Raw genomic sequence first — 13124 nt, 5'->3', positions numbered from 1 at the left:
GCCCCTACCACAAGAGCTATACTCCTGTGGTAACTACACTGATATGCTTAATTCCCTTACGGTGTAGATTCATCGCACCAATACGGTCATCATTTGATTGGTATTGGCAATTTTTACACTTAAAAGTGTGTAGCTTTTTATTACGATTCGCTTTTTCAATGTTTCCGCACTTAGGGCAAGTTTGGGAAGTATATTTGGGGTCTACCACAATTACCTTTTGTCCATTCAATTCAGCTTTATACTCAAGCATTTGACGGAACTGATAGAAAGCCCAAGATACAGAAACATAGCGGTTTTTCACTCGTACTTTCTCTGTCGCAGAACGAACCCCTGTTAAGTCTTCTAAAACAAACATAGTACCTCTAGGGTATGCCTCAACGAGTGCCTTTGTAATTTGATGGTTTACATCAGTTACATAACGGTTTTCTCTTGAGCCAATTTGTTTTATTTTCTTACGAGAAGATGGTGTTTGTCGTGTTTGTAATTGCTTACGAGTAGCTTTAAATTTACCACGCTTATGTTTAACAATATTTCCGTTGTAGAAGGTTGTTTTGCCCTGACTATCATAAGTGGTTGCAAGGAAGTTGATTCCTAAATCAACACCAACGATGTTGTTTACATCTGCGAAATCTAATGTTTGGTACTCTTTTGTCATCGGGATATGTAAGAACCACTTTTTGTACTTATGCACTAATTTAGCAGTACCAAATTTCCAAGTGCTGTTGAAGTATTTCTTCATAGCCTTACGCTCATAATTTAGTTTTAGGCGACCTTCAAGCGTGTTTACACTAAATTGGTTTTTGGTTAGTGAATAATCTCGATTCCAGACTAAATCATATTCTGCAAGTTTGAAGTCAATCAAAGACCATTCATGTCCATTTGATTTAGCCGACTTGTAACGAGCAATTACAGTTTTCATCACAGATTGAGCCATTTGACTTTTTAACCTAAATTGATTTCGCAAATCAGAATAATATAAGTTATTGAGATTTACTTGATTAAGGTTCTTTGTTTCAAATATGTGTTTTGATAACCAATTACAAGCCTTGCGGTAAGCGTTCGTTGTTATCTTTAGACTTTCAGCTTGATTATCGGAAACATGGATTTGTATTTTTGCAGTAATTGTAGGCATTATTTTCACCGCCTTTCACAAATTAAATTGTAACAGATTTTTAGTGAAAGCAAACAACTTAAGTAGAGAAAGTAGGAGGCAAGGTGGAAGTTTCAGATACTTGATATGGTACAGAATCTTAGGATTTTTAACGTACCATACCGTATCTGCCGGCAATTCCTCCCCCACTTATCGTTGGGCTATCGCCCTTCACACGATTGAAGTAGGGGGTATCCTTGCCGATTTTAGATGAATAGGAGATGAAATGTATGCCCCTAAAAAACTACGGTGTGTTAAAAGGTACAGTTATACAATCAAAGATTGGAAAAGGGAAAACACCTCATTATCAAGTTCATTTACAAGATGAAGTAGGAGTAGATTATCGTATTGCAATTAACGTAAAATCGCAAAGTTATCCGTCAGAAGTTTTATATTTTGCGAGTAACAATATTAAATCAGAAGCGATTCATATTTTACCGACATTACCATTCGGTTTTACAGAAATAAAAAACAATGAACCGAAAGTGGCTTTAGATTATGTAAGAGGAAATCTATTTGATTCAAAACAAATGATTCCTTTGCCTCCCGAAAAAGCAGGAGCAGATAATGATTTAAACGAAAAAATAGAACGTTATATAAAGCGAGCGATAGAAGAAAAAGCGATTATTTACGCGTTTGGTGAAAGATGGGGACCAGAAGAAAACACACCAGATTCCTATTTTCATTTCAAACCAGGAAACGGTATACATGATATTCACATGAATCAAGGGAATGTAGAGAAATGGAAAGGTGATAATGGCATATGGCAAGACGGAGGGATACTCATTCACTTTGAAAAGGAAGAAGAATGGATTGGTATCTTTCTTGCATTCCAATCACAGTCATGGTGTACCGATGAAGAAGGGCATGCTCGTGTGCCTGTTGAGCATTGTGATTATAAGGGGAATAATTAATAAGAAGAGGGCGTTCAAAAAGAACGCCCTCTTCTTATTTTATAAAACGAAAAACTAACGAGTGTAGAAAGACAAGAGAAAAGCAGTGCTACACTAGAAAACGCAATGAGATACATATTATATTTCATAACCTGTCCAATTAGCTGGTTACTGTCGTATTGAAACAGTCCCGCTATGATGTTGAATAAAAATAAAACGATAAACATGACGATAACTCCGTCTATTGATCCTTTAATGTCTGGTTTACTTAAAGCGATATGTGCGGAAATACAAATGGCGATAAATAAAAATAACCAAAAGGAAGGATTCAATAAATTGCCGATTGTAAATAAGCTTTTCAATAATACAAACGTCGACAAGAGCATGTTTTGAATCATTTCTACATTAATAGAAGTAGAAGCGATCGTTTTTTCGAGAGTTGTATTAAATAAAAAATATGATTCTGGTACGAAATAGCGCATTAAAAGGATTAATGCAGTAATACCAGAAATAATAGGCCCGATGCCGATGAAGAAATTCCCAATTCGTTGATACACACTTTTTTGATTGTATTGATGTTGTACGTAACCTAATGCTCCTTGACTTGTATCTGTTGGGAAAAACTGCGTTGCTACAATTTTATGACGGAACAGTACGCACATAATGGCATGTCCAAGTTCGTGGATCGGAACACCAATCCACGCCGTTAAAAGGAATCCTTTTCTTCCGAAAGCCCTCGACCAATACATTCGTGTTAGTGATTCTAAATAACCTAATAGAAATCCAATTACAATGATAACGCCAATTAAGGAAAATAATTGGATTACGCTTGTAAGGAGTATTTGAAAAATTGAGTTTACCAATTCCATTGTCTTTCATCCAATCTGTTAAAAATGTTATTTGTTCTGTTTCATAATAGCATTATTTTTCAAGATTGCTAGCATATATAATTTCTTTTGAAAGAAGGATTTCAGAATCTTTTTCTTGTAGTCATGTTTTATGTACAAAGTCATATATTGAATTTGTAACACCCTATATGGTATATGCTTAAGGAGGGATGAGAGAATGAAATGTCCGTCATGTCATACAGAAAATGCAGCAGAGGCAAAGTTTTGCGGGAATTGTGGACATTCGTTAACGGAAGAAGTAGTGGCAAGTAGTGGTCAAGAAGAAGGGCCGGAACAAGCACGCGCGGCACAAGTAAAGGAAACTCGGCCAAATGAAACGGTAGAGCAAGCGAAGCGGTTTGCGAGCGGCTATTTTCAATTTTTTAAACATGCATTACAAGCACCGACAGCGATTATGAAAAGCGGCACGATTGAAGTAAGAAATGGAATTGTAAGTCTTGTTCTTATTTGTTTTTTAGGAGCATGTATTTTTTATAGAATGATGAGTGCAGCATCAGCAGTTACGAGAACATTTGCACCAGATATATCTACTCCCACATTTTTTGTAGAATCTATAACGGTCTTTTTCTTTTTATTAATTTTAATTTTATTTGTCGGATTTATTATTTTTGTAAGTGGTAAGATGATGAAATCATCTTTTTCGTTTCTTGAAGTATTCGGTATATGGGGAACGCTAGCGACGCCGGCTATTGCTATATTAGTCCTTTCTTTTCTTTTTAGTTTCTTATTAATCTTTTTCTTACCGATATTATTATCGGTAGCTGCAACTTATATAGGGATTAGTATAACTGTAGCCATATTAAAGCTAGACAATGGCGGATTAGATCTCGTGTACACACTTATTATTGCAAATGTTTTAATTGGAATTGCAACATTTATTGTACTTTGGTCTTACATTAGCACGATAATTCAAGCCTTAACACAGGGAATAACTGGCTTCTAATGAAAAGGTGGTTGACTGGATGAATGTATGTACAAAGTGCGGAATTCAGTTTGAAGATGGTGTGCAATTTTGTCAAAACTGCGGGACGAAGAGGGGAAGTCCTGTAGTAAAGAAGAACATGAGCGGTGGTGCAAAGGTTGGCATTACACTGTTAGCACTATTTGTTATAGCGATTATTGGATTATATTTGTACGGATCATCGTATTATACGCAGGTGGCACAAGTAGATCGGATGATTACGATTTTACAAGAGAGGGACGGAGAGAAATTAGCTGAGATCATTACGGCAGATGATCAATCGGTTATGATAACAAAAGAGAGTTTAACGCCTCTATTTTCATATATAAAAGAAAATCCATCGTATGTGAATGAATTAAAAGAATATTTGAGACAAGGTGAAAAACAACGGGACGGAATAGAAAGAGCTGATTTTTCGTTAACGAAAGACGGAAAGTATTTCTTTATATTTGATCGGTATAAATTGAAAGTGAAGACGTACTATACCACTTTGCTTACAAATGAAAAAGGCGTATCGTTAAAAATGAACGGAAAAGAAATTGATAAGACAGATGACAAAAAGTTTGAGAAGCAATATGGGCCGTTTCTTCCGGGCAATCAAGTGTTTCAATCAGAATATAAAAATGATTATGTAAAACTATCGCGTGAGGAAAAGGTTGTACTTATGAAACAAAGCCAAAATAACGTAATGATAGATTTAACGTTGCAAGGTCAATATATTACAGTTCAAACGAACGCGCCTGGTGCAACATTGTACGTAAATCAAAAACCAGTTACAGCACTGGCAGGAGAAGAAATTACATGGGGGCCTATAGCGACTGATGGAAGTACGACGATTTATTTAGAACGAAATGGAGAAAATGGAAGGGAAACGACGAAGGTAGAAACGGTAACGGCACTTCCGTCTTATAATCTTCCATTTCAAAAGAAAAGTACAGAAAAAACAGTTGTTTATAATGTTACTCCGCCATCTACCACTCCGTATGTATATAATGGTTTCATTTTCCCAGATAGTGATATTCGAAAATTAACGAGTACAGATTTAGCATATTTATCGAAAGAACAGTTGAAAATTGCTAGAAATGAAATATATGCAAGGCATGGACATATTTTTCAGACGAAAGATATGCAAACGTATTTTTCAAAACAATCTTGGTATAGAGAAAATCCATATTTTACAGGAAAGCTAACAGATATTGAAACTTATAATGTTGAACTCATCAAATCAAGAGAATAAACATGTGAAAAAGGTACAGTGCATAACTGTACCTTTTTTATGGTTATTTATCTGAACCAGGATCCCTTGAGAAAAAGATGTGAAAGAGAAATGTGACTTTACTTGATCCTCCTGATGTACTAGCTTGTATATGTGATAAAGGACCAGATGTTAGGGCTGCCTCGGAATGGGGGGGTACGACTATTTTGAGCGCATGATCTGATTCTGGTGAAGCAGTAACAGTTATTGTATCGTCAGAGAAGTTCAGAATTTTAACTGAACCGACTGGAAAGATAGACTTGCCAGCATGTGATGCTGAAGCGAATTGGGTAGCTTTCCAAATATCTTGCGCAAACGTATCATCGTTAGATAACCAGGCACGAGCGCTGTATATTGTCGCATTAATGGAAAATTCTTGGTCAAGTGAGAGGGCGGGTTTCGGTTCTTTTGGTTCTTGCGGTTCATCTGGAAGCTGGGCGAGAAGGCCGGCGCACATATATTTCACCTACTTTCAATAGTAACTGTTATAGCATATTAAACATGTTGTTTATGAGACACGACGGCTACCTATTCAGGCATAGGTTTGTGCACCAAATTTGAAGATAAAATCCTCTTTCTTTACAATGGAAGTAGGTGTTATTTCTATAAAATATGGAAAACGTAAAGAGTATGTAAAAAAGAAGGAGTGGTAAAGTGAACTATGTCATTATTGGCGGAGATGCAGCTGGTATGAGTGCAGCTATGCAAATTGTTAGAAACGATGAAAATGCAAATGTTGTAACTTTAGAAAAAGGTGAAATTTATTCATACGCTCAGTGTGGATTACCGTATGTCATTAGTGGTGCTATCGCTTCAACTGAAAAGTTAATCGCGCGCAACGTAAAGACGTTTCGTGAGAAATATGGAATTGATGCGAAAGTGCGTCATGAAGTAACGAAAGTAGATACGGAAAAGAAAATGGTGTACGCAGAGCATACGAAGACGAAGGATGTCTTTGAATTTCCATATGATCGATTATTAATTGCGACTGGAGTGCGTCCTGTTATGCCAGAATGGGAAGGACGGGAATTACAAGGCGTTCATCTTTTAAAAACAATTCCTGATGCTGAGCGCATATTAAAAACGCTAGAAACGAATAAAGTTGAAGATGTAACGATTATTGGCGGTGGTGCCATTGGACTTGAGATGGCAGAAACATTCGTCGAACTTGGTAAGAAAGTAAGAATGATTGAGCGAAATGATCATATCGGTACGATTTATGATGCAGATATGGCAGAGTACATACATAAAGAAGCAGATAAGCATCATATTGAAATTTTAACGAATGAAAATGTAAAAGCATTTAAAGGAAATGAACGAGTAGAAGCAATCGAAACGGATAAAGGTACGTATAAAGCAGATCTTGTTTTAGTGTCGGTTGGAGTGAAGCCAAATACTGATTTTCTTGAAGGGACAAATATACGTACAAATCATAAAGGAGCAATCGAAGTAAATGCATATATGCAAACGAATGTGCAAGACGTATATGCAGCCGGTGATTGCGCAACACATTACCACGTTATAAAGGAAATTCATGATCATATCCCGCTCGGAACGACTGCCAATAAGCAAGGGCGACTTGCTGGACTGAATATGCTTGATAAACGAAGAGCTTTTAAAGGTACGTTAGGCACAGGCATTATTAAATTTATGGATTTGACACTCGCAAGAACAGGGTTAAATGAAAAAGAAGCAAAAGGGCTACACATTCCGTATAAAACGGTCAAAGTAGATTCTACAAATATGGCGGGCTATTATCCAAATGCAAAACCACTTTACTTGAAATTACTATATCGCTCCGATACGAAACAATTATTGGGCGGGCAAGTAATTGGAGAAGAAGGCGTAGATAAACGTATTGATGTGATCGCGATGGCACTTTTCAATAAAATGAGCATTCATGATTTAGAAGATGTCGATTTAAGTTATGCACCACCATATAACAGCGTTTGGGATCCAATTCAGCAAGCGGCAAGGAGAGCAGAATAGCACTTTTTAAAGTGCTATTTTTTTGTTAAAGGTAGGTAAACTTTTTTAGCGAATAATAAAGAGGAAGAAACAGTTACATATAGGGAAGGGGATCTTTAAAAATGTTTGTAACACTTCAAATAGTTCAAGAATCAGAAAAAGAAATATTGCGTAATTTGTATGCACTATATCTTCATGACCTCTCTACATTCACTCCCAATATAACGATTGAGGCAAATGGATTTTTCGAATACGAAGATTTGCACATGTTTTGGGAAAATGACGGAATCACTCCGTATTTTATTAAAAGTGATAATGATATTGTAGGATTTTTGTTACTACTGGAACGTCCTTTTTTGAAGAAGGAAAACAACTTTGGTATAAATGACATTTTCATATTGAATCAGTACAAAGGGAAAGGAATCGGTAAACAAGTTATTGCGAATGTACTAAAAGAGAAACGAGGGCAGTATTTCGTTATCGAACTTGTGAAAAATATACCAGCAGTTTCTTTTTGGAAGAAAGTATATAGGGAGATAAACATCGAATTTGATGAGAAAACACAGTTAATTGATGATGAAGAATGTCTCGTTCAAACGTTTGAAATATAATGAAATCGATGCACCTAGTATATTACTTTGAAATTTAACTTTATTTCGAATATACCGTTTACCCTTGAAAACATAGTACTTATCGCTTATATTTTCATATAGTATTTATTTTTAAATAAAGCAATGAACGAACCAGGGGGCGCAGTATGGCAATTAACATGAAAACAATCGAAGAATGGATTGCTGAATCAAACGCAAGACATGAAGAAGACTTTGGAAACGTTGTTGAAGAGATGAAAGAAGTATGCATCGGACTTGATAACGCGACATTAATCTATACGAAAAATGTATTTTGTTTCGGTAAAAAAGTAGAAGTCTTTTTCTTCTTCCAAGACCATGTCGTGATTGGACAAGAAAAAGACGAATGTATTGAGATTGAAAAATTAAAGTATGATGCTATTACACATAGTAACTTAAAAACAAATGATAAAAATACAATGCTAGAATTAAAGTTTGCTAACGGACAATCTATCAATTTAGATAGTTTAAATGATAACTACGGTACGAAAAATTGGTTATTTGCTAGACAAATTAAGAGTATTTTTAAGTTAATCTAGTAGTAAAAGGCAGACATTTGTGAACTGACCCCATAAAGTTAGACAGGTTGTTTCATTAGGCTGCCTTTTAGTTTTGTCTTAATTCTTTTGTGATTATAATAATCGATATATTTTTTAAATTCTTGTTTAAAATGTTCTATGCTTTCAAAATCTTTTAGATAAAGAAATTCAGATTTCATAATACCAAAGAAACTTTCAATAACCGCATTATCGTAACAGTTCCCTTTATGCGACATACTTTGCGTAATCTTGCGTTCTTTTAGGGCGTGACGATACTTCTTCATTTGATAATGCCAGCCTTGATCAGAGTGAATAAGGAGTTCGTCTTCTTCTGTCAATTGTTGAAAAGACTTCTCCAACATCTTCGATACAAGTGAATAGGTTGGTCTTGAATCAATTGTATAAGCGATTATCTCTCCATTCAATAGATCTAAAATAGGTGATCAGTAGAGCTTCTCGCCGCATAATTTAAATTCTGTTATGTCTGTAACCCATTTTTCGTTCGGCTTTTCCGCTTTAAAATTACGTTCTAAAATATTTGGCGCAATCTTACCTACTTGTCCTTTATACGAGCGATATTTTTTCATACGAACTAGACTCTTTAAACCTAACTCTTTCATAATTCGTTGAACTTTTTTATGGTTGGTTTTGTGTCCTTGGTTCATTAACTCATCGCGAATACGGCGATATCCATAACGACCTTGGTGTTCATCGTAAATGTTTTGAATTAAGATCTGTAGCTCTTTATCTTTATCTGGCCGATTAGAATTCTGTATCCAGTAGTAATATGTACATTGTGGGAGTTCTGCTAATTTTAAAAGTGCCTTCACCGGAAATGCTTTCCTTAGTTCATAGATTACTTGCGCCTTATCTTGTTTGGTGATTTTTCCTTGTTTTGAACTAAGGCATTCAACTTTTTTAAATAAGCATTCTCCATACGCAAACGCTCCAATTCAGCTTGTAATGCTTCTACTGACTCTTCTGTTTGTGTTTGTTTCTTTAATTGATTTTTGATTGTCCTTAGTCATAGATTGACGCCCCTTTTTCTTCGATTTAGGGGCGTCTACTCCTTTTTGATGTAGCTGAATACGCCATTTTCTAATAAGTCCAGGTAAAGAAATATTAAAAATAACTGCCGTTTCGTTTGGAGACGTCCCATTTTCGAACATATAATTTAGTACGTCTAGTTTATACTGTGCAGAATACGTTGTATAGCCTTTTTCAAAGGCCTGGATTCTATGATATTCAAATTGTTTTATCCACATGCGAACCACTTCGTGGTTCGCTCCCAATAATTCGCAATATCTTTTATACTCTCACTTCCATCTTGATAATGTATTACTGCATTCATTTTGTCTTCTGAAGTAAATTTAGTCATAAAAAAACTGCACCCAATTGTTAGACTGTGTCTAACAAATTGGGTGCAGTTCATTATAGGGTCTGCCTTTTTTAGTATGTGTTATAAATGAAAATGATGAGTAAATTTTTTATGATGGAGAAATCGTAAATGAAATCATATCAATTAAAATTTATATATATATCAATATTCGGGAAAAGGATATTGATTTTCTGACAAATAACGATGAAAATAAAGTGCTCCAATAACAATCTGAGAAAAAGCAGATCATGGTAGGCATTGCTATTAAGTTAAGAAAATTATTGCCCTAAAAAATAAAAAATGAGCTAAATTTATATAAATAGCTGTGGAGAGATGAAAATTTCGTTTTGGATTACTTCAGGATATTAATTTAACAGATAATACTTATATATAGAATTTACATAAAAACTAGATGAACTCCAGATACGCGTTTTATGATGAATCTTTTCCTCAATATAGTGTTAAGAATTTTTCCTTTTTGTAACTGAAACATTGAATGTGGTAATTCTAATACTAGGAATAGTTCTTTTACAGCCAATTCAATTTTTTATGCCAAACACTTAGTGTTTAACTCTTTTTTTTAGTTGATTTTTCTAAAAAAATAATTTGCTATTCATATATACTTTTGGATCGAGTCCTGTTCCGCTTCAATCATGTTTTTACTGTTCTTATAGAAGTATTATATTCTCTCGTATTTATGATGAAGGTAAATTTGATTCATGAAATACCAGTTAAGGTAGCTTTTAATCGGACCTATAAATTTTTAATAATAAAATTATGTATCTAAAGAATAAAAAAGAAGGTAATTGGATATTTATGTGCAAATTATTAAATGATATTTAAAAAAAACAATGGAATTATTATAATATAATTTGCATTTAAAGTATTATAAGGATATTAATATATAATTTGACATTTTTTTACTTGTGATGTTATAAATATATTAGAATTTATATATTTTATTTGAAATGTAGTTTATGAGATGAAAATTTTGTATTAAGGGGACATAATGATTGAATCTCTTGATAAATTAGGAATTGATTTTCTTATTGAATATGATTAGGAATAATTTTTATACTTTAGAATATGTTGAATTAATTATATAGAATGAAATGGAAGAACTGTCAAACCCAGAAAAGGTAATCAATATATAATTTGACATTTTTTTACTTGTAATGTTATAAATATATTTAGAATTTATATATTTTATTTGAAATGTAGTTTATGAGATGAAAATTTTGTATTAAGGGGGCATAATGATTGAATCTCTTGATAAATAAGGAATTGATTGTTTACAAAGAAAACAATGAGATTATTTTATTGAATATGATTAGGAATAATTTTTATACTTTAGATTATGTTGGATCTATTATATGGAATAAAATAGAAGAATTATCAAATCTAGAAAAGGTAATTAATGCTGTTTCTGAAGAGTTTGATGAAGAAGAAGATGTAATTAAGGATGAAATATTAGAATTCGTCCGGAATTTACAGAACATTGATGCTATTAAGATTCATGGTAGTATTTAATGAGATTTTATGTGTTAGCTGGCATTTTAATTGATTTAGTGGGAAGTGATTGAAATGAAGTGGTTTTTAATTTCTGTTTCATTTGAGAAGGTGGATGTTGCAAATCATAATATTCAAAAAGAAATTTTTGCTGAATTTAAAAAATTAGTAACTGAAATTCATGTGAAAGTTGATAATTATCAATTTAGTTTTGCAAGTAATGAAAGGAATTTAGTCAATGAGTTTAATTTTGAGGATGTATTAATAGTAGGTGATATTGCATTACATAATAAAGAAGAAATAATAAAAAAATACAATTTGGATAAAAGACTAGATACAAATATAGAAAATGAAAAATTGCTTGTTTACTTATATAAAAAAAATGGAATCGAATTTGTTGAAGATATGGTAGGAGAGTTTGCATTTATATTATATGATCAAAAGAAGCAAAAATTTTATGCTATAAGAGATCAAATGGGAGTAAAAACTTTATTTTGGATAAAATATAACAATTGTTATATTTTTGCAAGTGACATTTTTTTATTAACAAAATTCTTTAACCTTAATGATATAAATTTCAATTACTTTAAGGAGTTTCATGAAAGAAATGGGATAGTAGATACTGAAATAACTCCTTATAACAATGTATATAGGGTACCAAGTGGTGGCTACATAATTTCAACAAAGGACACATTTAATCTACATAAATATTGGGATTTATCTTGTATTTCAGAAACTATAGTCCACAAAAAAGAATCAGACTATTGGGAAGAGTTTTCGCAATTGCTTTTTAAATCGGTAGAGGATAGATTAATTAAAGGTATGGGGAACTCTATAATGCTCAGTGGAGGAATGGATTCCACGTCGATATATGCCATTGGTAAAAATTTAGAAAAAATGGATAATGGTTTCCGTGTGGAGGGAGTTAGTGCAGTTTTTGATGAATTAAAAGAATGTGATGAAAGGGAATATATTTATGATTTGATAAATAAGTATCATGCCAAAGAGATATTTTTGAATTGTGATAATATATTGTTGTTTGAAAATTTTCCGGACAATGTACCTTTTTCTTATGAACCAAACGTAAATTCTATATCTTTTAATTTTACATATAACACTGTAAAAAAAGCAGTAGATAATGGATTATCCAATGTATTTAGTGGGTATGCTGGAGATCATCTTTTAACAGGTTCTTTGTATATAGCACGAGATTTTTTACGAAAAGGACAATTCGTAAAAGCATTATCCTATGTAACAAATTATTCTATAGTTAATAACACATCTGCCTTTGAAAATTTCATTCAATATATATTAACGCCTAATATTCTTAAAGAACATAACGTAGTTAAAAGTACTACCTATTATGAAGAAATAGGAAAAAAATTTAAAAATATTAAACATTTTCACCAAAAAGAGTTGTACTATCAGATGTCTAATGCGAAGTCGCACTTATATACAGATAGAGTAATAGGAGCAATAGCTGGTGCGGATATAAATCATCCTTTTTTGGATAGAAGGATAGTGGAATATGTTTATAAAATCCCTGGTGAACTTAGATTTTCAGAAGAGAATACAAAGCATATTTTAAGAAAATCTATGGAAAAACATTTGACACCAAGTATAGTTAATAGGTTTGATAAGACAACTCATCTTGCTTACATATATAAAAGTATTAGACAGAATTGGGATAGTATATTTAAAGTAATGGAAAATCCTTTGGTTGTTGAGAAACTTAATCTTATTTCCCCAGATTCGTGGAAGGAAGAAATGAAAAAATGGAGAAATGGTAGTCCGAATAGAAATGACTTTTGGACATTATTTGCAATTGAATTGTGGTTAATAAAATATTATAGAAAATTAAATGACATAAGGAATAATTAAGAAATATAGTTAATTAATAAATAACGTAATATTTTTATAAAATAATATTTATT

Annotated in this window: 11 protein-coding genes and 1 pseudogene; 8 read left to right on the top strand and 4 right to left on the bottom strand. The window is 33.0% G+C overall.

Annotated elements, in window-relative coordinates; genetic code table 11:
• Window positions 1–16 precede the first annotated feature (16 nt).
• Complete coding sequence (locus MHI28_RS10955; RefSeq protein WP_001142359.1) at window positions 17–1132, bottom strand: RNA-guided endonuclease InsQ/TnpB family protein; 1116 nt, start codon at window positions 1130–1132, stop codon at window positions 17–19.
• A gap of 248 nt (window positions 1133–1380) precedes the next feature.
• Between MHI28_RS10955 and MHI28_RS10950 the strand changes: the two genes are divergently transcribed.
• Window positions 1381–2064 (top strand): DUF2278 family protein, encoded by a 684-nt coding sequence (locus tag MHI28_RS10950; protein ID WP_001128581.1) that lies wholly within the window; start codon window positions 1381–1383, stop codon window positions 2062–2064.
• Between the two features lie 14 nt (window positions 2065–2078).
• On the opposite strand, the gene MHI28_RS10945 is transcribed toward MHI28_RS10950, so the two are convergent.
• Window positions 2079–2912: a hypothetical protein gene (locus tag MHI28_RS10945; protein WP_000424512.1), complete on the bottom strand. Its 834-nt coding sequence runs from the start codon at window positions 2910–2912 to the stop codon at window positions 2079–2081.
• Window positions 2913–3108: 196 nt separating this feature from the next.
• On the opposite strand from MHI28_RS10945, the gene MHI28_RS10940 reads away from it, so the two are divergent.
• Window positions 3109–3894 (top strand): zinc ribbon domain-containing protein, encoded by a 786-nt coding sequence (locus MHI28_RS10940; RefSeq protein WP_000650095.1) that lies wholly within the window; start codon window positions 3109–3111, stop codon window positions 3892–3894.
• Between the two features lie 19 nt (window positions 3895–3913).
• The gene (locus tag MHI28_RS10935) at window positions 3914–5149 is read left to right on the top strand and encodes a TcaA 3rd/4th domain-containing protein (protein ID WP_001099914.1); all 1236 of its coding nucleotides are present in this window, start codon (window positions 3914–3916) and stop codon (window positions 5147–5149) included.
• A 43-nt stretch (window positions 5150–5192) separates the two neighbouring features.
• On the opposite strand, the gene MHI28_RS10930 is transcribed toward MHI28_RS10935, so the two are convergent.
• Window positions 5193–5624, bottom strand: a complete 432-nt coding sequence (locus MHI28_RS10930) for a hypothetical protein (RefSeq protein WP_000332402.1) — start codon at window positions 5622–5624, stop codon at window positions 5193–5195.
• A gap of 197 nt (window positions 5625–5821) precedes the next feature.
• Between MHI28_RS10930 and MHI28_RS10925 the strand changes: the two genes are divergently transcribed.
• The 3 genes from MHI28_RS10925 (at window position 5822) to MHI28_RS10915 (ending at window position 8303) form a co-directional block, all read left to right on the top strand.
• The gene (locus MHI28_RS10925; protein WP_001110230.1) at window positions 5822–7156 is read left to right on the top strand and encodes a CoA-disulfide reductase; all 1335 of its coding nucleotides are present in this window, start codon (window positions 5822–5824) and stop codon (window positions 7154–7156) included.
• Window positions 7157–7257: 101 nt separating this feature from the next.
• Window positions 7258–7746: a GNAT family N-acetyltransferase gene (locus tag MHI28_RS10920; RefSeq protein WP_000498237.1), complete on the top strand. Its 489-nt coding sequence runs from the start codon at window positions 7258–7260 to the stop codon at window positions 7744–7746.
• Between the two features lie 146 nt (window positions 7747–7892).
• Entirely contained in the window at window positions 7893–8303 is a 411-nt protein-coding gene (locus MHI28_RS10915; RefSeq protein ID WP_000996785.1) for a DUF3908 family protein, read from the top strand.
• A gap of 38 nt (window positions 8304–8341) precedes the next feature.
• On the opposite strand, the pseudogene MHI28_RS10910 reads toward MHI28_RS10915, so the two are convergent.
• Window positions 8342–9681, bottom strand: a pseudogene (locus tag MHI28_RS10910) (IS3 family transposase).
• 1260 nt (window positions 9682–10941) lie between these two features.
• On the opposite strand from MHI28_RS10910, the gene MHI28_RS10905 reads away from it, so the two are divergent.
• Window positions 10942–11211 (top strand): PqqD family protein, encoded by a 270-nt coding sequence (locus MHI28_RS10905; protein WP_001050457.1) that lies wholly within the window; start codon window positions 10942–10944, stop codon window positions 11209–11211.
• 54 nt (window positions 11212–11265) lie between these two features.
• Window positions 11266–13071 carry an asparagine synthase-related protein gene (locus MHI28_RS10900; protein WP_000870870.1) on the top strand — a complete coding sequence of 602 codons (1806 nt, stop codon included), beginning with the start codon at window positions 11266–11268 and terminating at the stop codon, window positions 13069–13071.
• Window positions 13072–13124: the final 53 nt, after the last annotated feature.

Origin of the sequence: Bacillus sp. FSL K6-0268, from assembly GCF_038005425.1 — a bacterium.
Classification (GTDB): Bacteria; Bacillota; Bacilli; order Bacillales; family Bacillaceae_G; genus Bacillus_A; species Bacillus_A thuringiensis_S.
This window is presented reverse-complemented; position numbering and strand designations above follow the sequence as displayed.

Coding starts and splice junctions, on each gene's coding strand:
- MHI28_RS10915 (WP_000996785.1), top strand. CDS start 7,893: ATGGCAATTAACATGAAAACAATCGAAGAATGGATTGCTGAATCAAAC.
- MHI28_RS10930 (WP_000332402.1), bottom strand. CDS start 5,624: ATGTGCGCCGGCCTTCTCGCCCAGCTTCCAGATGAACCGCAAGAACCA.
- MHI28_RS10945 (WP_000424512.1), bottom strand. CDS start 2,912: ATGGAATTGGTAAACTCAATTTTTCAAATACTCCTTACAAGCGTAATC.
- MHI28_RS10920 (WP_000498237.1), top strand. CDS start 7,258: ATGTTTGTAACACTTCAAATAGTTCAAGAATCAGAAAAAGAAATATTG.
- MHI28_RS10900 (WP_000870870.1), top strand. CDS start 11,266: ATGAAGTGGTTTTTAATTTCTGTTTCATTTGAGAAGGTGGATGTTGCA.
- MHI28_RS10950 (WP_001128581.1), top strand. CDS start 1,381: ATGCCCCTAAAAAACTACGGTGTGTTAAAAGGTACAGTTATACAATCA.
- MHI28_RS10940 (WP_000650095.1), top strand. CDS start 3,109: ATGAAATGTCCGTCATGTCATACAGAAAATGCAGCAGAGGCAAAGTTT.
- MHI28_RS10955 (WP_001142359.1), bottom strand. CDS start 1,132: ATGCCTACAATTACTGCAAAAATACAAATCCATGTTTCCGATAATCAA.
- MHI28_RS10935 (WP_001099914.1), top strand. CDS start 3,914: ATGAATGTATGTACAAAGTGCGGAATTCAGTTTGAAGATGGTGTGCAA.